Consider the following 21,238-nt stretch of genomic DNA (forward strand, 5'->3'; position numbering starts at 1 on the left):
CGGACTTGCGAAATAATATTGATTTGAAAGGAATTTCATATGAAAATCGATGAATTGTTAAATGTAAGAGTCAGCGATGGTCTAGCCAGACTTTTTGCCGCCTCTGAAGCACTTTCTGACGCTGAACGGGTAAAACTGGCAGATAAAGCCAGACAGAATGCGGCTCTAAATCGAGAGGGCATGAGTCCTCCGAGCCGCGACAAGCGCAAAAATCAATCGTCATCCGGCTTGTCGTAGAGGGTCAGGACTTTTTGCAAGATAACGTATAAAAGATATGTTACAAATATTATGACCATCTGTGGTTCCATTTCCTGTAATTAATGATGACAGATGACACTATCCCCCTTAGAATAGCGAGGAGCGATTATATTACCAGAGAATCTAGTGCATGTATTCTACTGATGTTATTAAGGATGACTTTTATATCACTGCTGCCCGCTCCAGTCTTGGAGCGGGTGAAATAGCTGCACTCAAGAGATCTATTCCAGACGCCATCAATTTAAAACAACTTAAAAAAAACGAAACTATAAGACTTGTGGTCGGAGAAAAATCCGGAAAATCTCGAGTGGTAGCCTATAAATTATCTTCAGGGAAAGAAGAATATATTGCGTACCGAATTTCAGATGCTGATTTTTATAAATTAGGGCGCGACCTCCAATTAACAAACCTGGCTTATCCTAAACCGCCTTCCGCCCGTCTTAGTTCTTCTTTCAACCCAGCCCGTGTTAATCCTGTATCGGGTAAAATCAGTCCACATAATGGTATCGATTACTCTATGCCGATGAACACAAAAGTCGTCAGTGTCATTAGCGGAACCGTGATGAAAGCAGAGTATCACAGCTCAATGGGGTACTATGTGGAAGTGGCAGGCAAGTCTGGGGTTAAGACCCGATACCTCCATCTCAATAAAATCTTGGTAAAAAAAGGTCAACGTGTTAATAGCGGTTCGAAGATCGCTTTGTCAGGAAACAGTGGTCGCTCTTCCGGACCCCATTTGCATTATGAATTACTGGTTCAGGATAACCCCGTTGATTCTCTGGCCTTTCGTCCACAGAAACCGAAACTCGGTCCACTGGAGAAACATGTATACGCTCACATACAGCAGTATGAGCGATTTCTGGATTAATGTTCGGGGGCAATGGCTGACCCCGAACGTCTTTATTTTTTGTCGGAAGGGTTCTTCTCTTGATGGCTATGCCCATTTCCGTGCCCATGGAAAAAGTGCATGAGCGGACACAAAAGCAGGATCAGATAGGGCCAGTAGCCAGCGACATGCTCCCAGTGCTCCCTGATAACGGCAAATACCAATATAGCGATCAGGGCAATAAGAGCCAGTGTGCCATTTTTCATGATTTTCCTCCTAATCATCCGGGTTTATTCCCAGGATAATACTCAGTTATCGAGATCGGTCCCTTTTAACCTAAGCGAGTTGGCGATCACACTTACGGATGACAACGCCATTGCTGCAGCGGCGATTATCGGGGAGAGCAATACACCATAAAATGGGTATAGCAGTCCTGCTGCCACAGGTACGCCCAGTGCGTTGTAGATAAATGCAAAGAACAGGTTCTGACGAATATTAACCATGGTCGCTTCAGATAGCCGTCGAGCTTTCAGAATCCCCGAGAGATCCCCTTTGAGAAGCGTTATGCCAGCACTTTCTATGGCAACATCAGTACCTGTCCCCATTGCAATCCCTACATCTGCAGCAGCCAGAGCGGGTGCATCATTGACCCCATCACCGGCCATCGCAACGATTTTACCTTCCTGTCTGAGGCGAGCCACAATGGCACTTTTTCCCTCAGGAAGTACATCAGCCTCCACGTCGTCAATACCTAACTTTCGGGCAACAGCTTCAGCAGTCAGTCTGTTATCCCCCGTTAACATCACTATCCGGATCCCCTCTTTCTGAAGAGATTTTAGTGCACCATATGTGGACTTTTTGATGGGATCGGCAATAGCCATCATTCCTGCTAAAATCCCCTCGATAGCCACATAAATGACCGTTGCGCCCTCCCTGCGCAAGGAGTCTGCCACTTCTAGTTGGTTTTCAGTTGAAATACCATTTTCATGCATTGCCACCGCATTACCAATCACCACCACTTTGCCCTCGACCTTTCCGAGGACACCCTTTCCGGTAGGCGCATCAAAATCGCTGACGTCAGGAATTTCAATGCCTTTTTTTATGGCTGCCGCGACGATAGCCTGACCTAATGGGTGCTGAGACGACTTTTCGACAGCCGCACTGATCCTGAGAAGTGCATCTTCTCCACCACGCGTTAAAGAAATGATAGCGGTGACTGAGGGCGCACCTTCTGTCAGTGTTCCTGTCTTATCAACAACTAGTGTGTCAATCTTTTCCATATGCTCGAGTGCTTCTGCATTTTTGATGAGCACACCAGATTGCGCACCTTTACCAACACCCACCATAATAGACATTGGGGTAGCCAATCCCAGCGCACAGGGACAGGCGATGATTAATACCGAAACAGCAGCGATCAATCCATGAGCGAATCTGGGCTCGGGCCCCCATATCCCCCAGATGATGAATGACAGAATGGCAATAGCAATCACCAAGGGGACAAACCATCCAGACACTTTGTCTGCCATACGCTGAATAGGCGCGCGCGAACGCTGGGCGTCAGCCACCATCTGGACTATTCTGGCAAGCATCGTCTCGCTGCCCACCTTTTCCGCACGAATAACCAAACTTCCCGTCTGGTTAATGGTCCCGCCAATGACATTGTCCTCAACCCTTCTTGTGACAGGCATCGATTCACCGGTCACCATGGACTCATCAATGGAGGAGTTGCCATTCTCGACAACACCATCAACAGGCACACTTTCTCCGGGTCTTACCCTGAGCCGATCCCCCCGAAGCACGTCATCAATACTGATGTCTTCTTCCTGGCCATCTGGCTTAATTCGTCTGGCTGTTTTGGGGGAAAGGTTCAGTAGGGCTTTGATTGCCCCAGAGGTCTGCTCTCTGGCCCGAAGTTCCAGGACTTGCCCCAGTAGAACGAGCACGGTAATGACAGCCGCGGCCTCGAAATAAACAGCAACCACGCCCACACTGTCTGTATTTCTGAAGGAGGGAGGGAATAAGGTCGGGAAAATAGTCGCAATGACGCTATAAAGCCAGGCCACACCAGTCCCCATAGCTACAAGGGTGAACATATTCAGTGAACGGTTTTGTATAGATGACCAGGCACGCTCAAAAAAAGGCCAACCACACCACAGAACAACCGGAGTGGCAAGAACGAGTTGGATCCAGACTGATAATATTGGCGGGATAAGCCGGGATAGAATTTCTGATAAATGGACACCCATCTCCAGAACAAGGATAGGGAGAGACAATAATACACCGATCCAAAAACGCCTCGTCATATCTCGGAATTCGTCACTCGGACCTGCATCAGCAGCGACAATCAGAGGTTCGAGTGCCATCCCACAAATAGGGCAACCTCCGGGCTTGTTGCGCCTGATTTCCGGATGCATGGGACAGGTCCAGACGGCACCGCTGGTATGACTGACATCTGGTTTAGGCATACTGTTCGGCGAGTGATGATGTTGGGAATGTTTTTGCTCTGGAGAGGGGGCTGAGTTAGCGTGGATGTAATGTTCAGGATCTGTTTTGAACTTTAATTCACATGAAGCAGAACAAAAGAAAAACTGTCTATCCTGATAGGATATGCTGAACCCGGATTTTTCAGGATCTACAGGCATACCGCAAACAGGATCCTGGACAGTTTTCGCAGCCCGGAGTTGTTCGGGTCGCGGGTGAGCAAGCCCAGAAGTCTCAACGGCATCAGGGACTTCGTACCCTTTTTTATTCACGGTACTTCTCCTTACGTTTACTTGACCTGTTTGACATGCAAAGACAACTCTCTTCAGGATATGTCACTGCCACTGATACCACGAATGTCTCTGTGATTTAGTTGTAATTCTCTTTACGGTATTCAGCCAGACTGGAATATAAGGCTGGCTGAAAATTCCAGGTACCGGGTTATTCAATGCGCTGGTATATCCGCTGTGAACCATTCTTTTCAAACGCAATGACGTTATAGGGATCTTTTTTATCTCCCATTTCCATGCCCGGACTTCCGGCTGGCATCCCTGGTGTTGCAAGGCCATAGATACCAGAACCTGGAATTAAGGCTTTACTGACAGCCTCCGCAGGCACATGCCCCTCAATGATTAAATTGCCTGAAGTGGCCATATGGCAGCTTCTTAAGTCCGTAGGAACTGTATATTTATCCTTTAATGCGGTGAGGGCGCTCTCGTTCAAAACGTGAGTGTTAACTTGGTAGCCCTGTTTTTCCATAACTTGACCCCATTGCGTACAGCAGCCACAACTTTCAGACTTGTATAAGTCGATGACTTTTTCACCCGCGAATACTGGCAGGGAGGACGCGAACATGATGGCCATTAATAACACTTTTTTCATACTATCCTCTGTATGTTATCCGCACGGATTTTATTCTCCGGACAGAGAAGGGTGATGGCGGGAGCTCGGCTCTGAAGCCGATATTCCCGCTGATTTACATGATTAATTTTTATGCCGACGCAGCCAGATTAATTTATAGGCTGCCGGAATGATAAACATGGACAGCAAAGGGGCCGTGATCATCCCTCCAATCATCGGGGCAGCAATGCGACTCATGACTTCTGAACCTGCCCCAGTCCCCCACAGGATCGGTAACAGTCCAGCAATGATGACCGCGACCGTCATGGCTTTCGGACGAACACGCAGTACAGCACCGTGATAAAGCGCGTTATCAAGACCTTCACGCGTGAATGTTTCTGGCTTGGACAATTTAGGGTCTGCTTCAATAGCCTGACGTAAATACATCAGCATCACTACGCCAAACTCTGCAGCTACCCCAGTCAGTGCGATAAACCCCGTACCCGTTGCAACGGACATATGGAATCCCTGCCAGTACAGGAACCAGATACCGCCAATCAGCGCAAACGGCAGGCTCATCAGGATCAACAACGCTTCATCAACGCGACGGAATGCCAGGTAAAGCAGAATGAAGATAATCATTACGGTCATGGGCACCATTAACTTCAATTTCTTGTTGGCATGCTCCAGTAATTCGAACTGTCCCGAGAACGAGACGCTGGTACCCGGTTTAAGTTTGACCTTTTCGCTGATAACCGTTTTAAGGTCGTTAACAACGGATACCATGTCACGGCCACGGGCATCGATATAAATCCAGCTTGAAGGACGGGCATTTTCTGTTTTCAGCATGGTCGGACCTGAAATGATCTTCACATCAGCCACGTCACCCAAGGTGATTTGCTGCTTCGTCGGCGTCAATATCGGTAATTGTTTCAATGCGCCAGGCCCATCACGGAACCCCTGAGGGTAGCGAATGTTGATCGGATAACGAGCCACTCCTTCCACTGTTTCGCCGACCATGGCACCCCCGATGGCAGACGAGACAAACAACTGCACGTCTCCGACCGTCATGCCATATCTGGCCGCTTTTTCCCGGTTAATATCGATATCGAGATAGCGTCCACCTTCCAGGCGTTCTGCCAGGGCGGACACCACGCCAGGAACGGTCTTCGCCGCTTCTTCTATACTCTGAGCCGTGACATCAATATCGGAGAGCACCGTGCCTGATACTTTAATACCTATCGGGCTCTTGATACCGGTGGACAACATATCAATGCGGTTACGGATAGGTGGAACCCAGAGGTTGGCCAGACCCGGTAGTCGAACCGTTTCATCGAGCTCTTCAATAATCTTGTCAAGCGTCATCCCCGGTCGCCACTGGTCCTGAGGTTTCAGTTGGATCGTGGTTTCCACCATTTCAAGTGGTGCAGAGTCTGTTGCCGTTTCTGCTTTACCCGTTTTACCAAAAACAGAAGCCACTTCAGGCACTGTTTTGATCAGTTTATCCGTCGTCTGCAACAGGGCTGCAGCCTGACCAGGCGATACACCGGGTAGCGTTGAAGGCATGTACAGCAAATCGCCTTCGTTGATTTTAGGCAGGAATTCTCCCCCCATTTTACTGAGTGGCCATATCACGGTAAAAATTGACAGGGCAGCCACCAGAAGCGTCATTTTTGGCCAGTGAAGAACCTTGAGCAACAAAGGATGATAAATTTTTATCAGAAAACGGTTCAGTGGGTTACTGGTTTCTGCCGGTATTTTTCCTCTGATCCAATACCCCATCAGGATAGGAATGACCACAATCGCCAGTAATGCAGACCCCGCCATGGCATAGGTTTTTGTGAAGGCCAGAGGCCCAAACAAACGCCCTTCTTGTCCTTCAAGGGTAAAAATAGGAATGAATGAAAGGGTGATGATCAACAGGCTGATAAACAGGGCCGGTCCAACTTCAACAGAAGCATTGGTGATCACTTTCCAGCGAGTTTCATTGTCAATTTGTTGATCAGGGTGACTATGGTCCCATTCTTCAAGCCGTTTGTGCGCATTTTCAATCATGACGATGGCGGCATCCACCATGGCCCCAACAGCAATCGCAATTCCCCCCAGAGACATGATATTGGCATTTAGCCCCTGGAAACGCATGATGATAAAGGCAATACACAGCCCCAGAGGAAGCGAAATAATGGCAACCAATGCAGAACGAACGTGCCAAAGGAACAGGCCACATACGATGGCAACCACAATAAATTCTTCCAGAAGTTTATAGCTCAGGTTATCAATCGCACGGTCAATCAGTTGACTACGATCGTAAGTGGTCACCACTTCCACACCTTCTGGTAGGCTGCTTTTCAGTGTTTCCAGTTTATCCTTTACTGCAGAAATGACTTCACGCGCATTCTTGCCTGAACGCAGAATAACCACACCGCCCGCAACCTCACCCTCACCATTCAGCTCCGCGATCCCGCGACGCATTTCTGGTCCAATCTGAACACGCGCAACATCCCTTAAGTAAACAGGGACACTGTTCTCACCCGTCTTGAGGACAATATTGTTAAAGTCATCAATGCTTTCCAGATAACCGCTGGCTCGTACCATGTACTCGGCTTCGGCGATCTCAACGGAAGCACCGCCTGCTTCCTGGTTAGAGGAGTCCAGGGCCTGTTTAACTTCTGGCAGGCTTACACCAAACTGGGCCAGTTTCATCGGATCAACGAGGATCTGGTATTGTTTGACAACGCCGCCCACAGAGGCAACTTCTGCCACATTCGGAATATTTTTCAGCTCATATTTCAGGAACCAATCCTGCAGAGAACGTAATTCCGAGAGGTCATGCTTACCGCTGTGATCCACCAAAGCATATTCGAAAATCCAGCCCACTCCAGTGGCATCCGGCCCTATCGCGGAACTGACCCCTGAAGGTAACTTACCCTGAACCTGATTAAGGTATTCCAATACGCGGGATCTTGCCCAGTACAGGTCAGTGCCGTCTTCGAAAATCACATAAACGTATGAGTCACCGAATTGTGAAAACCCTCGGACGGTCTTTGCTCCGGGTACAGAAAGCATGGTGGTCGTTAGGGGATAGGTAACCTGGTTTTCTACAATCTGTGGGGCTTGTCCCGGGTAACTGGTTTTAATAATAACCTGAACATCAGAGAGATCAGGCAGGGCATCTACTGGTGTATTGATGATAGTCCAGGTTCCCCAGATGCTCAGAAACAGGGCTCCCATCATGACCAGAAAGCGGTTGGCGACCGAACGCCTGATAATCCATTCAATCATCTTCGTCTCCTCAGTGACCTGAATGTGCGTTGGCTGAAGGGGCCGTTATTTCGGGTGCTGTAGTCGCGTGATCCTCTGGATGACGCATACGCTCCAGCGCACCGGAAATGTTCGCTTCAGAGTCAATGAGGAAGAGGCCGCTGACGACAATCGATTCACCCTCGGTCAAGCCAGAACCAATCCCGGCCTGGCGCTGGGATTCATGCAGAACCTTGATGACTTTAGGAACGAACCGGCCCTCGTTGTCAACAGTTATCACACGTTGTTCTTTGCCGGTATCGATGACCGCCTGAGAAGGAATAAGCAACATATCCTGGCTCTGAGTGTTGAGTTTCAAGTAGGCATTCATTCCTGGTTTCAGTAACTCATCTTTATTGTCTACCTGCAGGCGAAGCTGAAGAGTTCGGGTGGCTTGGTCAACGCTGGGAAGAATATTCCATTTCTCGATGTTGAACGTTCTATCAGGATAAGCCGGGACAGAAATTTCAAACTGAGAGGTCTCTTTCAGCAAATATGCGATAGACTCCGGTAGCGAGGCGCTAATCCAGACCGGATCCATCCCCTGTATCTGGGCAACAACCTTATCTTTTGAAATGTTCATCCCCGTTCTCAAATCAAATGCGGTGATCACACCATCAATAGGTGCTTTAATCGTGAAGCGCGTCTGAATGTTCCGCGTATTGCGTAAGCGCTGGATGTCGTCTTCTGGCATCCCGGCAAGGCGAAGGCGTTCCAGCACCCCTTTAAGTTGCGTTGCTGAACCGCCAGTACCTGACAGCAAAAGGTACTCGCTCTGAGCCTCGACCCACTCAGGGATCGTGATGTCAATCAGGGGCGTGCCTTTTTTGACTTTATCCCCGATAGTGAGCGGATACACTTTTTCAATGAAACCTTCCGATCTGGCCTGGACAATAACAAACTGATATTCGTTGAAACTGACAGTGGCAGGGATCGTCTGAGAGTAAGTCAGGCGCCCTGTGCGGACTTTTTCTGTTTTAAGACCCAGGTTTTGTACTTGAGTAGGATCGATACGGATGCCGTTACTGTTTCCGGATCCACCTTCATCCGCATATTTTGGTACCAGGTCCATGTCCATAAACGGGGACTTTCCGGGTTTATCGAACTTGGTATCGGGTTTCATTGGGTCAAACCAGAACAGGACCTTACGCTCTGATGATTGTATTTCAGCCTTGTCTGCGGAAAAAAGATAATGGTAAGCCCCAACGGATATAAGCCCTCCCATCACAAGACTGCTGATAATAACTGCAGTATATTTAAGTTTTATAGAAGCCATATTTAATTCCACTGAACATTGATAGAAGCCAAGCCTGTTAACTCGGGGGAGAACCGTAGGGGTAAATAATCAAGCCTGCCATAACAGGGGGGCAGGCAAATAAATTTTAATGAGGAAATTAATTAAGACTGACTATTTTTAATTTCCTGAAGCAATGAGATATTATCCTGCTGCACAAAAGTGAAATTCACATGGTTACCTACTTTTAGCGCGCGGATGTTGTCATCCACCGCTGTAAATGTAAATCGCATGGTCATTGCAGGCCAACCAACAGTAGGTATTGCCTCGTGAGCAATGGTGATTTTCATCTCTTTCATATCAATATCCTTCACCACCCCTGTAGTGCTGATGACCTGCTGCGAAGCGGCTTCTGCCGTCGTGTTGCCTGCCGTGCTGTGATGTTGCTCGTTTGCCTGAGTTCCCGCGACCATGACAACAGAGAACATCCCAAATAAAGCCACTTTTATTGACTGACGCATATTTATAACTCCATATTTTTTCAAAAATAAATTCATTGTGTCCAACCACCACCCAAGGCAGTGAAAAGATTTATTTCATTAACGTGTTGGGCATATCTCAGATCCAGAATGGCCTGCCGTGTTGAAAACAGTGTTCTCTCTGCATCAAGGACTTCGATATAACTTACGGCTCCGCTGGAATATAATCCACGCGCCCGTAGCAGCGTTATCTGAAGGGACTCCAGAAAACGTTGTTGTGCTGTTAATTGTCCGCTTATACTTTCACGAAGTGATAGTGCATCAGCAACTTCCTTAAACGCAGTCTGAATTTTTTGCTCGTAACTGACAATTGACTGTTGCTGGCGCACTTCCGCGAGTGTCAGGTTGGCTTTGTTACGTCCTGCATTGAAGATGGGAATTTCAATTTTAGGGATAAAACTCCACATTCCACTCGCGCTGTTAAACAGGCTTGAAAGATCAGTGCTGCTTCCTGAAAGGCCGCCAGTCAACGAAATTGATGGGAAGAATGCGGCTCTGGCTGCCCCAATATTGGCATCTGCCGCTTTCAGCACATGTTCAGCTTCCATAATATCCGGTCTTTGTAACAAGATGTCGGATGACAGGTTCAAAGGCAGTTTTACCGGATTAATATCTGTTTCCGCGTTAAGTTTACCATCGGGCAGTACAGAGTATTTTCCGACCACCAGTTGGAGCGCATTGTTCGCCTGGGCGAGTTCACCTTCTCTTTTTGCAATTTCAGCACGCGTACTTTCGATGACCCCCTTGGCCTGTTCAAGTGCCAGGACGTTTGTACTGCCGGTGATAAGCTGTTGCTCCACGAAAGCATAGGATTGTTCGTAGTTCTTCAGCGTTTCTCTGGCAATCTGCAATTGCTCATAAGCCAGCCGCTGGTTGAAATAGCTCTGCGATACGTTAGACACAAGAAGAATATGCACAGCACGCTGAGCTTCCTGACTGGCAAAAAAATTCTGGCGGTCAGCCTCACTCATGTTCTTCAGTTTGCCAAAGAAATCCAACTCAAAGCTGAGATCAAGACCCGCCGCATACTCTCGGGTAGTGGAACTTTCGTTTTTAAGCCCCCTACTGTAAGTAATACCTGAGGAGGCGTTCAGTTGCGGATATCTGTCCGAGTCTGTCACATTGTACTGGGCTCTTGCTTCCTGGACTTTGAGTGCCGCCATTTTTAGATCACGGTTGTTACGCAAAGCTTCGTCAATCAGGGTCTGTGCCTGAGGGTCGGCAAAAAACAGTCGCCAACCGACATCCTGGTAGCCTGCCGCTGCCGGAACCAGTGCGTTCCGGGAGAGCGAAAACTGTTGTGGCACTGGGAGTTCAGGGCGCTGGTAATCCGGAGCCAGTGAGGTGCACCCTGCCAAAATGAACAATGTACTGAGAGTTAGTAGTTTTAATTTGAACATATCGCTTCTCGTCCAGGCATACCTGGTTAAATGGTTCAAATGATTTCCTGATGATTATTGTGGATACCTTACCGGAGTGACTCTGTTTGGTGAGTGACAGAATAATGACAAAGCTGTCATTTTCGTTTTAATTCGTTGATATCGCCCTTTTGCCCACTAGAATGACAACTCCATATCGATGTTCCGGAGGGCGCGTGAAAATATTGATCGTCGAAGATGAGGTTAAAACAGGTGAATATCTTAGCAAGGGGCTGACTGAGGCTGGCTTTGTTGTTGACCTGGCAAATAATGGCATGACCGGGTATCACCTGGCCATGACAGCCGATTACGACCTGATTGTTCTTGATATCATGCTACCTGATGTGAATGGCTGGGATATCGTGAAAATGTTGCGGGCTGCAAATAAAGGAATGCCTATTTTGCTCCTGACTGCACTCGGTACAATAGAGCATCGTGTCAAAGGCCTCGAGCTCGGCGCTGATGATTATCTGGTCAAACCCTTTGCCTTCGCTGAACTTTTGGCCCGTGTCAGAACGCTGTTACGCCGGGGCGCTGCTGTCATAGTGGAAAGCCAGTTCCAAGTGGCAGATTTAACCCTTGATCTGGTGTCGAGAAAAGTAAACCGCAAGGGAACCCGGATCACGCTGACCAGTAAGGAATTCACACTCCTTGAATTCTTCATTCGTCACCAGGGCGAGGTACTCCCGCGTTCACTGATCGCTTCACAAGTTTGGGATATGAACTTTGACAGTGATACGAATGCCATAGATGTTGCTGTTAAGCGGTTACGGGCAAAAATTGATAACGATTTCGAACCCAAATTGATTCAGACGGTACGCGGAGTAGGCTATGTGCTTGAGGTGCCCGATGAGGATTAATTGCCATCACCGTCCTTTTTCTCTTGCTACCCGTCTCACCTTTTTTATCAGTCTTTCGACGACCATCGCATTTGTAGCATTTACGTGGATCATGCTGCATTCGGTGGAGAAGCATTTTGCGGAGCAGGATGTCAATGATCTGAAACAAGTCAGTATGACCTTGGAAAATATACTTAAAAATCCTGATGGTTCGGAACGACAGAAAGTCGAACGACTCAGCACCGTATTGCAAAGTTACCGGAATATATCGGTATTACTCAGCAACGGAAATAACCAGGTACTCTATCGTTCGCCGGATGGTCCAGATCTTCTCCCTGTATCATCCTCGCCGGATTTTTCGCAGTACCTTGGCTCTGGTGAAGTATTTCTCTGGTCAAAAGAGAAGAAAAGTAACGCAGATCACGCTGATAGCGAAATGAGGCATACAACGTACCGCCTTATTGCGTCCTCAGTGAGGACGACTGAGGGCGTCAATCCTTACACGTTGCTGATAGCACTCTCCATTGATTTTCATCTGCATTATATTGATGAGCTCAAAAACAATCTTGTCATGATCGCCTCCGTCATCAGTTTGATGATTATTTTTATTGTTTTGTTTGCGGTTCATAAAGGGCATCAACCATTAAGAAATGTCAGCCTGAAAATTAAAAATATTACGTCTGAGAATCTGGATGTCAGACTTGAGCCTGATCGGGTTCCTATTGAACTGGAGCAACTGGTTATTTCCTTCAATCATATGATTGAACGTATCGAGGATGTTTTTACCCGGCAGGCTAATTTCTCTGCAGATATTGCACATGAGATTAGGACTCCCATTACCAATCTTGTTACTCAGACAGAAATTGTATTAAGCCAGCGTCGACCGGATAAAGAACTGGAGGATGTGCTTTACTCTAATCTTGAAGAATATAATCGTATGGCCAAGATGGTCAGTGACATGCTGTTTCTGGCTCAGGCAGACAATAACCAACTCATTCCTGAACGATCAATGATAGATCTCAGGTCAGAAACGATGAAGGTATTCGAGTTTTTTGAAGCCTGGGCTGAGGAACAGGAAGTGAGTCTCGAGTTTGAGGGGAGTCCAGCCCTAATTGGAGGGGATCCACTCATGTTGCGTCGGGTTATCAATAACCTTTTATCGAATGCCATTCGTTATACCTCCAGGGGCATGGCGGTCACCGTTCGTGTGAACGAACGGGATGAATGGGTTGATCTTATCGTTGAAAATCCTGGCGTGCCCATTTCTCAAGAGCACCTTCCACGATTGTTTGACCGTTTTTATCGTGTTGATCCCTCGAGACAAAGAAAAAGTGAGGGAAGTGGTATCGGTCTGGCTATCGTGAAATCCATAGTGACAGTACATCAAGGTAGAATTAGCGTTGCCTCCGATGCGGTTTCAACCCGTTTCACTCTCTCTTTTCCCCGGTTCGTCGCATGATAAGGACGGGTATATTTTAAATAATAAATATGCCTGTCACATAACCAGTCCTAGGGTAAATCATGCATATCCGACTGAAAGCTATCAAGAAAATTTCTTAACCATCTGTTTTTAATCGTATTTAAATAAAAAACCTTACATTACACATTTGTCATCATTCTGTCACGAGTCCAACAGAACCGCTCCCTTATAATCACTATTAACTTAGACAGGCTCAGCGAGATCCTGATATTAACGGGATTACGTTGTGACCATTTACTACAAACCGGAACATCTCAAAGATACTCTTGTGAAAGGATGTTTCAGACGATTTGAACACTTATGATGTGAAAACGGAGAACACACCATGAACAAAATTTTAATTGCCACTGCTTTTGCCATGACCTTTGTTTCCTCAACCTGGGCTGCAGAAACCGTGAACGTACATGATCGGGTTAATAATGCCCAGGCGCCAGTACATCAGATGATATCATCTGCACCGAAATCTGCGGTGGAGGGTGTTGGCACAAAAATGATGGACATGGATGAGCACCAGAAAGCGGTTGTGGCACATGAAACCGTGAACAACAGCAATTCTGACGCCCATAAAAAAATGGCTGAGACGCACAAGAAAATGATGGGAGAGCAGGGCGTTACTGATGCTGAACGCAAAAATGCCAAGTCATTCTCGCAGATGGATGAGCATGAAAAAGCCGCCATCGCCCATGAAACGGTGAAAAATGCTCAGTCAAGTGCGCATAAAGAACAGGCTGAAAAGCATCGCGGTATGATGCAATCTAACTGAGTAAGCGTTTCCCCCGAGTAACCCACAATAAAAACACATCCTTATTGACATTATTGCCCCGTCACCGGGGCTTTTTTGTTTTTTAGCCTCTAGAGGGAAGGTTCTGTTATGCCTTGTGAGGCTTGTAAATAAGGACTGATTGACTATAGCCATGGCAAAGGGTGAAGGTAAATAACTTTTTAAACATGCGTTATGGTTCTTTGTTGCTGAGAAAAAGCGTTCCCATAGAATGGTAGGATTTAATTATGGTAAGGCTTTGACTATGTTGATAAAAGAGGTTTTTGTAGGGAGTTACCTCATCCTAAAAGTGGTGTTTCGTCAGTTAGCTGCGGCTGTTGCTAAACAAACCTTATTGGAAATGAGCCATGTTGAAATCACTTCTTAAACTTCTACCTACGTCGATCGGAAAAAGGGAGGAGAAAGTTTCTATCTCTGCCGCTAGTGTTCCTGATGGCTATCATGAACCTGAACAAGCTGCCAAGCTTTTGGCTTCGCCACAACGCCGTCAATGGTTGCAAACGTTGTGGGATTACTCGTCACTGCCAAAAGACCTGTATCTGCATTATTACCTACGACCGCTTGAGCACTGCGTCACTCTGATGCAGCAGTTTCCTGCCACGGAGAGTGGGCATCATGCTTATCTGGGGGGGATGGTGGATCATCTGCTTGAAACTGTGGCGTATGCTGCCCGTCTATCAAAAAACCACCTGCTGCCGATCGGCGCACAACCGGAAGATCAGGCCTCACAAAGCGCAGCTTGGAATGCGGTGATTGTTTACGCAGCTATGCTGCAATCGCTTGACAGGCTTTGTCAGATTGAAGTTGAGTTGGAAAGTGGGCAACGCTGGATGCCGCTCAATGCTATGCCGAGTGAACCCTACCGTTTTCGTTTCAAGCCTGTTGTTGATGCGACACAGGCCCAGAGCCTGGGCGCGATGTTGGCCTGGAAAGTCATTCCTGATGAAGCCTTGCTCTGGTTGAGTACCTGGCCAGAGGTTCTGAAAACGTTGTCGCTGTATCTGACGGGTTTTCGAAACGAATCAGGAATAATCAATACAATTGCTTCCGAAGCTATCTCTACATCAATAGGAAAAGAAAAAGAGGTACCTGAAATTGCCACTGCTATTTCGGCATCAATCCCACCGGTTGTACTTGAAGCGATAATGCCATTAGAGAATTACTCTCTTCATTCAGCATCTTCCCCGGTGCTGATTTCTTCTTCCCTGCCCGGTGAGAGTTCTATATCTGAAGGGTTTTCTCTCTCTCTCGGCAGCGCGGTGCCTGATATTGAAGCTGTCGAGTCAGCTTTTCCTGAAGAAGATACTACGGGGGATTTGTTGGCTGTCATGGGGTTTTCTGCACCCATTAATTTGACGCAGGATGTGCAGGTAATATCGATGCAAACGGAGACTGTATTAAAGGAAGACATCGATTCTTCAGATTCAATGGGGATTGGAGAACGTTTTTGGCAATGGTTGAGTGAAGGATGTTGCTCAGGGACTTTTGCAGTAAATACTGCCGATGCAAGGATATATATTATTGCAGGTTATGTCTTTATTCGTACTCCTAACATCTTTCACCAGTTTTTATCAGAAAGTTGCGAAAACTCCGAAGCTAAAACTAGCTTACAAAGTGCATTCGAGCGATTAGGGAGACATAGACAGGATAAAGGCGTGATGTATACCTGCCATGTCTATCAAGATAAGGCCAAGGAAGGGCGATTCCAGAAAATGACCGGTTATCTTATCGTTGCCAAGAAACTGTATAAAGACCATAGCATTCCAGGGGATAGCCCATTGGTGATGATAAAACCTTAGGAAATAGGGAGTTATGGCATGATGAATGTGACGTTTGAACAGTTGATGGAGCAGTATTTTTTCAGTAATTCCATTCGGCCAGCGACGGAGTGGAGTTATCGGAAAGTTGTTCGAACTTTTCAGAAGTACGCACAGCAATTGCCTAGTGATGTCAACAATACATTGGTACTTGAATGGCGTAGGCATGTTCTTAAAGAACTGAAACTGGAGGCTTGTACCTGGAACAATAAAGTCACACATATGCGGGCATTATTTAATTTTGGCATGAAGAAGGGGATATTACCCCATAAGGAAAATCCCTTTAATAAGGCGGTTGTTCGGGTTGGGAAAAAGAAGAAAAAAACGCTTTCAAAGGGGCAGGTGAATACAGTGTACCGATTGATGGATCAACACTATCAACAGGAGCGACTTTTTGCGCAATCTTATGCCATGAGCGCACGGGCCAATGCCTGTCATCCAGCCTGGTTTTGGCTGGCTGTACTGGATACGCTAAGCCATACCGGAATGCGTCAAAACCAACTTCTGCATGTACGGTTGTGTGATGTCAATCTGGAGGAGCGCTGGATCGATGTGATTTCTGAGGGTTCAAAAAATCATCGTGAATTTAAGGTTCCGATAACGTCTATTTTATATCCGCGATTAGAAGTCATTCTGGAGCGTTCATTAGCGGCAGGCGCGGAATTAAGCGATCAGCTTTTCAATGTGAACCGTTTTGACCTGAGACGGAAAGCACGGTTTGTACAAGGAAGTCATGACGTGAATATGGGGATTTACCCTATAAGGGCCTTCTTTCGGCGTATTTCCAAGGAGTGCCGGTTTGCTGTCAGCCCCCATCGTTTTCGGCATACGGTAGCGACCAATCTGATGAAGTCCCCCGATCGCAATATTCAGGCCGTCAAACGTCTGTTGGGACACTCCAGCTTACGGTCTACGTTGGAGTACATTGATGAGGATATTGATGCTTTGCGTGAACTTCTGGAGCAGGAGTGGGGGAATGGGTGAGGTACTAAATGAGAGTATCACCTTGACACAATTTGACATTCGCATACGGAAACTGTAAAAATTGTACGCGAAAAACCCCGCCTAGTGACATAGGCGGGATTATCGAGAGCCTTTTTACAACAACCGGGTAATGGTATCACTGGGTGAAACCTTCCAACCACACCTTCGGTTATTGCGTGTTCTGACCCATTTCGTACCTGTCATTTTTTCATCCTGAAAGATTAACAGGCGCTTCTGAATGATGGTGCCCGGACTCGGAATCGAACCAAGGACACGGGGATTTTCAATCCCCTGCTCTACCGACTGAGCTATCCGGGCAACGGGGCGCATTAAACCGTATTGGCCGCTGATCGTCAACGAATTTATAGCGTAAAACGACTAAAACTGTATTGATTGCTCTCTTTTCAGGCAAAAAACGAAAAGTCTTCACAAATTGGCCTGAAATTCAGTCCGGTACAGCTTAACTCAGCGCACCATTTTTTCGGCATTGAGCAACTTCCAATACATCCTCAGCCAAGCATTTGGCAACTTCAACGTCGACGAGTTGGCGTTTCACTAGCAATTTGCTCAGGCAGCCTTCTAAAATCAACTCCATTTGCTGAGCGACCATCTCGGCATCATCGGCCTCCATTTCTCTCAACAACTCCAGCGTATAGTGCAGCGAGGCCTCTTTTTGCTGTTCAGCCAATTGGTGGATAGGGTGTTCATCATCAGGATAAAAGCTACACGCCGCAATAAACAGGCAACCGGGATAGCGCTGGTTTTGCACTTGTTCACTGAGTGTTTGGTAGCGCGCCAGTAGCTTTTGTTTCGGCGATAATGTCTCGTCCAGCTGTAATTGACGCCGCCAGGTATCGATCTGCTGACCATGGTAACGCAGGCAATCATACAGTAACGCCTCGCGGCCCGGCCAAAATCGGGTCAGATCACTGACCTCGGCTGAGACTTCTTTTGCCAGCATCTCCAGCGTGGTATTTGCCAGCCCTTTCTGCTCTAACAGATTGAGCGCGCTGCTTAAAACTTGTTCACGTTGCACGTTGCTCTCCTCCGACTTCTTAACTGGCAAGTATGGTTTTCCACGGCCGATACCCTTCGTGTTTTGAGCCACGGGATTATTTAGCGACAACTCCGAGCATAGATTAATAGGTCTCGGTTGGTATCGTCACTTTCTGCCAATGGACTCTATACCTTATCACTACTGTGATGAGATCTTATGAACTCTTTGCCATTACGGTCTTGCTTATTTCTCCGTGCTCAATGAGTAAAGCCATGTATGACAGGCCCGTACTCTGTGAGGTAGCACGCATTTTATTGTGCATCCGCCTATAACTGTTGATGAATAACTTATTATTCCTGTTCTTTTGCCCGATGGTTTATTGGAACGCGGTTTCTATAATGCTTATCGTGAATTGCATAACGTCCTGCATCGAGCTTTCGTTCGCATTGGGCGTTCTATCATAAGGATTAAAAATGAGTCTCCAAAATTATCCTAATCAGTTCCGCCGCAATCTACAACAAGGGCAAACGCTGATTGGCTGCTGGAGTGCGCTGGCCAATCATATCTCAGCTGAGGTGCTCGGGTTGGCTGGTTTTGACTGGTTGGTTTTAGATGGTGAACATGCCCCGAATGATGTCACGACGTTTATCCCACAGTTAATGGCGTTGAAAGGCAGCCACAGCGCTGTAGTTGCGCGCGCGCCGTGTAACGAGCCGGTCATTATCAAGCGGTTATTGGATATTGGTTTCTACAACTTTCTGATCCCTTTTGTCGAAAGTGAAGAAGAGGCTATCCGGGCAGTTGCTTCCACCCGTTATCCGCCCGCTGGTATCCGGGGCGTTTCGGTGTCTCATCGCAGTAACAACTACGGTACGGTGCCGGATTACTTCGCCACTATTAACGACAATATTACTGTATTGGTGCAGATTGAAAGCCAGCAAGGGGTCGACAATCTGGATGCTATCGCCGCTGTTGAGGGTGTTGACGGTATTTTTGTTGGGCCGGGCGATCTTTCTGCTGCACTCGGTTATCTCGGTCAACCAAACCATCCTGAAGTACAAAAAGTCATTCGCCATATTTTTGATCGCGCCAAAGCACAGGGTAAGCCGAGCGGTATTCTGGCGCCGGTTGAGGCGGATGCCCGCCGTTATCTGGAATGGGGCGCAACATTTGTGGCTGTTGGCAGTGATTTGGGCGTCTTTCGCAATGCCACCCAAGCACTGTGTGACAAATTTAAGAAATAATAAGCAGTTTATTTTACCTATTTAGCGCTGCCGTATTAACGGCCTTCCGGCCTATTCGAGGAGAGACAAATGAAAATCGGCTTTATTGGTTTAGGGATTATGGGAAAACCCATGAGTAAAAATCTGCTAAAAGCGGGTTACTCATTAACAGTCCTTGATCGGAATGCGGCAGTATTGGATGAGCTGCTCAGTGCTGGTGCTAATCAGGCGTCGACACCCAAAGCGCTGGCAGCCGAGTGCGATATTATCATTACTATGTTGCCTAATTCACCGCATGTGAAAGAAGTGGTATTAGGTGAAAATGGTGTAATTGAAGGCGCGAAACCAGGCTCGGTGCTCATTGATATGAGTTCGATTGCGCCGTTGGTTAGCCGCGAAATCAGCGAGGCGCTGGCCGCTAAACACATCGCCATGTTGGATGCGCCCGTCAGTGGTGGTGAACCTAAAGCGATTGATGGCACATTATCTGTCATGGTCGGCGGTGATAAAACCGTCTTCGACCAGTGTTTTGATGTGATGAAAGCAATGGGCGGCTCAGTCGTGCATACCGGTGAGATTGGGGCGGGTAATGTGACAAAGTTGGCGAATCAGGTGGTCGTGGCGCTGAATATTGCCGCGATGTCTGAAGCATTGGTGCTGGCCACGAAAGCGGGCGTGAATCCGGATTTAGTATTCCAGGCGATTCGTGGTGGTCTGGCAGGCAGTGCGGTGCTGGAGGCCAAAGCCCCGATGGTGATGGATCGCAACTTCAAACCGGGCTTCCGCATTAACTTGCATATCAAAGACTTGGCTAATGCCTTAGAGACCTCGCACGGTGTGGGCGCTCAATTGCCATTGACCGCCGCAGTCATGGAGATGATGCAGGCGCTGAAAGCGGATGGGCTGGGAACAGCAGACCACAGCGCATTGGCCTGTTATTACGAGAAGTTGGCTAAAATTGAAGTGACGCGTTAATCAGTGCTAGACAAACTTTGTGTAGCAGCGGATAGCTCATGAGATTGAATTATTTATGAAAATAGTCATCGCTCCGGATTCTTATAAAGAAAGTTTATCCGCGCTGGATGTTGCCGTGCAGATTGAAGCGGGTTTTCGCACCCAGTTTCCTGATGCGCAATATATCAAGTTGCCGGTTGCAGATGGCGGCGAAGGCACGGTGGAAGCCATGGTTGCGGCTACGTCAGGCAGAATTATTAAGGTTAATGTGACCGGCCCGTTAGGTGAAGAAGTTGATGCCTTTTACGGAATTTCTGGTGATGAAAAGTGTGCATTTATTGAGATGGCTGCTGCCAGTGGGCTAGAACTTGTCCCGCCACAATTGCGCAATCCGTTAAACACCACCTCTTATGGTACGGGCGAATTGATTTGTAATGCGCTTGATCAGGGAGTGAAACATATCATTATCGGCATCGGTGGCAGTGCGACTAATGATGGTGGGGCGGGCATGGTACAAGCTCTGGGCGTCAAACTGCTGGATAAGCAAGGAAAGCAGATTGGTTTTGGCGGCGGTATGCTGGCTCAACTGGCTACGATTGATATTGCAGGGCTCGACTCACGTATTAAGCAGTGCCAAATCGATGTGGCCTGTGATGTCACCAATCCATTAACGGGTCGTGAAGGGGCTTCTGCGGTTTTCGGTCGACAAAAAGGTGCAACACCGGCCATGGTGACCCAACTGGATGAGGGGCTGCTGCATTATGCTCGTGTTATTAAGCATCATCTTGATATTGATGTTGATCACGTAGAGGGCGCGGGAGCTGCCGGGGGGTTAGGTGCGGCGTTGCTGGCTTTTTGCGGAGCGACTCTCAGCCCAGGTATTGATATTGTAACTGATGCATTGGGGTTGGATGCTTTAGTCCGCGATGCAACTTTTGTGATTACGGGTGAAGGGCGGATTGATAGTCAAACTATTCACGGTAAAGTACCCATTGGTGTCGCCAGAGTGGCTAAGCGTTATAACAAGCCGGTGATTGGAATTGCCGGTAGCTTGAGTGACGACGTGGATGTGGTCTATGAGCATGGTTTGGATGCAATTTTCAGTGTGATTTACAGTATATGCACTTTGGAGCAGGCGCTGGATAATGCGGCAGATAATGTGTTCAGAACGGCGCGCAATATCGCCGCCACGTTAGCAATAGGTATGGCTGCTACTGGGTCATAATATCTCGGTAAATCATCATCATATTTTAAACCAAGGCCTTCC

Annotated in this window: 18 protein-coding genes, 1 tRNA gene and 1 pseudogene; 11 read left to right on the forward strand and 9 right to left on the reverse strand. The window is 47.5% G+C overall.

The window, feature by feature from the left end:
• The first annotated feature begins 39 nt into the window (after nucleotides 1–39).
• Both F0T03_RS02150 and F0T03_RS02155 read left to right on the forward strand, forming a co-directional pair.
• Nucleotides 40–237, forward strand: coding sequence for a hypothetical protein (locus F0T03_RS02150; RefSeq protein ID WP_046051770.1), 198 nt, complete (start codon nucleotides 40–42; stop codon nucleotides 235–237).
• Nucleotides 238–388: 151 nt separating this feature from the next.
• Nucleotides 389–1,126, forward strand: coding sequence for a peptidoglycan DD-metalloendopeptidase family protein (locus F0T03_RS02155; protein WP_050073095.1), 738 nt, complete (start codon nucleotides 389–391; stop codon nucleotides 1,124–1,126).
• Nucleotides 1,127–1,158: 32 nt separating this feature from the next.
• On the opposite strand, the gene F0T03_RS02160 is transcribed toward F0T03_RS02155, so the two are convergent.
• The 7 genes and pseudogenes from F0T03_RS02160 to F0T03_RS02190 form a co-directional block, all read right to left on the reverse strand.
• Nucleotides 1,159–1,350 (reverse strand): DUF2933 domain-containing protein, encoded by a 192-nt coding sequence (locus tag F0T03_RS02160; RefSeq protein ID WP_050073092.1) that lies wholly within the window; start codon nucleotides 1,348–1,350, stop codon nucleotides 1,159–1,161.
• A gap of 42 nt (nucleotides 1,351–1,392) precedes the next feature.
• A pseudogene (locus F0T03_RS02165) lies at nucleotides 1,393–3,774 on the reverse strand (heavy metal translocating P-type ATPase); the annotation flags it as partial.
• A gap of 232 nt (nucleotides 3,775–4,006) precedes the next feature.
• The gene (locus F0T03_RS02170) at nucleotides 4,007–4,447 is read right to left on the reverse strand and encodes a DUF411 domain-containing protein (RefSeq protein WP_050073091.1); all 441 of its coding nucleotides are present in this window, start codon (nucleotides 4,445–4,447) and stop codon (nucleotides 4,007–4,009) included.
• Nucleotides 4,448–4,549: 102 nt separating this feature from the next.
• Nucleotides 4,550–7,687: a CusA/CzcA family heavy metal efflux RND transporter gene (locus F0T03_RS02175; protein ID WP_050073090.1), complete on the reverse strand. Its 3,138-nt coding sequence runs from the start codon at nucleotides 7,685–7,687 to the stop codon at nucleotides 4,550–4,552.
• Between the two features lie 10 nt (nucleotides 7,688–7,697).
• Nucleotides 7,698–8,981, reverse strand: coding sequence for an efflux RND transporter periplasmic adaptor subunit (locus tag F0T03_RS02180; RefSeq protein WP_046051765.1), 1,284 nt, complete (start codon nucleotides 8,979–8,981; stop codon nucleotides 7,698–7,700).
• A 122-nt stretch (nucleotides 8,982–9,103) separates the two neighbouring features.
• Complete coding sequence (gene cusF, locus F0T03_RS02185) at nucleotides 9,104–9,460, reverse strand: cation efflux system protein CusF (RefSeq protein ID WP_050073087.1); 357 nt, start codon at nucleotides 9,458–9,460, stop codon at nucleotides 9,104–9,106.
• 32 nt (nucleotides 9,461–9,492) lie between these two features.
• The gene (locus F0T03_RS02190) at nucleotides 9,493–10,878 is read right to left on the reverse strand and encodes an efflux transporter outer membrane subunit (RefSeq protein WP_050073085.1); all 1,386 of its coding nucleotides are present in this window, start codon (nucleotides 10,876–10,878) and stop codon (nucleotides 9,493–9,495) included.
• A gap of 194 nt (nucleotides 10,879–11,072) precedes the next feature.
• On the opposite strand from F0T03_RS02190, the gene F0T03_RS02195 reads away from it, so the two are divergent.
• The 6 genes from F0T03_RS02195 to F0T03_RS02215 all read left to right on the forward strand — a co-directional run bounded on the left by F0T03_RS02195 (nucleotide 11,073) and on the right by F0T03_RS02215 (nucleotide 16,797).
• On the forward strand, nucleotides 11,073–11,756 hold the full coding sequence (locus F0T03_RS02195) for a copper/silver response regulator transcription factor (RefSeq protein ID WP_046051763.1): 684 nt from the start codon (nucleotides 11,073–11,075) through the stop codon (nucleotides 11,754–11,756).
• Nucleotides 11,746–13,194, forward strand: a complete 1,449-nt coding sequence (locus F0T03_RS02200) for a Cu(+)/Ag(+) sensor histidine kinase (protein WP_050073083.1) — start codon at nucleotides 11,746–11,748, stop codon at nucleotides 13,192–13,194. The genes F0T03_RS02195 and F0T03_RS02200 overlap by 11 nt, the downstream gene beginning before the upstream one ends.
• Before the next feature lie 346 nt (nucleotides 13,195–13,540).
• The gene (locus F0T03_RS02205; protein WP_050073082.1) at nucleotides 13,541–13,978 is read left to right on the forward strand and encodes a hypothetical protein; all 438 of its coding nucleotides are present in this window, start codon (nucleotides 13,541–13,543) and stop codon (nucleotides 13,976–13,978) included.
• Between the two features lie 262 nt (nucleotides 13,979–14,240).
• Nucleotides 14,241–14,363, forward strand: a complete 123-nt coding sequence (locus F0T03_RS21780) for a hypothetical protein (RefSeq protein ID WP_268989730.1) — start codon at nucleotides 14,241–14,243, stop codon at nucleotides 14,361–14,363.
• Nucleotides 14,344–15,795 (forward strand): TraI domain-containing protein, encoded by a 1,452-nt coding sequence (locus tag F0T03_RS02210; protein ID WP_080364170.1) that lies wholly within the window; start codon nucleotides 14,344–14,346, stop codon nucleotides 15,793–15,795. Before F0T03_RS21780 ends, F0T03_RS02210 begins: the two co-directional genes overlap by 20 nt.
• Before the next feature lie 18 nt (nucleotides 15,796–15,813).
• Entirely contained in the window at nucleotides 15,814–16,797 is a 984-nt protein-coding gene (locus F0T03_RS02215; RefSeq protein ID WP_050073080.1) for a tyrosine-type recombinase/integrase, read from the forward strand.
• Between the two features lie 242 nt (nucleotides 16,798–17,039).
• On the opposite strand, the gene F0T03_RS02220 is transcribed toward F0T03_RS02215, so the two are convergent.
• A tRNA-Phe gene (locus F0T03_RS02220) sits at nucleotides 17,040–17,115 on the reverse strand.
• Nucleotides 17,116–17,257: 142 nt separating this feature from the next.
• Nucleotides 17,258–17,833: a transcriptional regulator gene (locus F0T03_RS02225; protein WP_159677139.1), complete on the reverse strand. Its 576-nt coding sequence runs from the start codon at nucleotides 17,831–17,833 to the stop codon at nucleotides 17,258–17,260.
• Between the two features lie 434 nt (nucleotides 17,834–18,267).
• Here F0T03_RS02225 and garL point away from each other — a divergent pair, with 434 nt between their 5' ends.
• From garL to F0T03_RS02240, 3 genes are all read left to right on the forward strand, one after another.
• The gene (gene garL / locus F0T03_RS02230; RefSeq protein ID WP_159677140.1) at nucleotides 18,268–19,038 is read left to right on the forward strand and encodes a 2-dehydro-3-deoxyglucarate aldolase; all 771 of its coding nucleotides are present in this window, start codon (nucleotides 18,268–18,270) and stop codon (nucleotides 19,036–19,038) included.
• A gap of 69 nt (nucleotides 19,039–19,107) precedes the next feature.
• On the forward strand, nucleotides 19,108–19,992 hold the full coding sequence (gene garR / locus F0T03_RS02235) for a 2-hydroxy-3-oxopropionate reductase (RefSeq protein WP_159677141.1): 885 nt from the start codon (nucleotides 19,108–19,110) through the stop codon (nucleotides 19,990–19,992).
• 55 nt (nucleotides 19,993–20,047) lie between these two features.
• A complete protein-coding gene (locus F0T03_RS02240; protein ID WP_145556465.1) occupies nucleotides 20,048–21,196 on the forward strand; it encodes a glycerate kinase in 1,149 nt (382 codons plus the stop codon).
• The last annotated feature ends 42 nt before the right edge of the window (nucleotides 21,197–21,238 follow it).

It is taken from the genome of Yersinia canariae, from assembly GCF_009831415.1.
Taxonomy (GTDB): Bacteria; Pseudomonadota; Gammaproteobacteria; order Enterobacterales; family Enterobacteriaceae; genus Yersinia; species Yersinia canariae.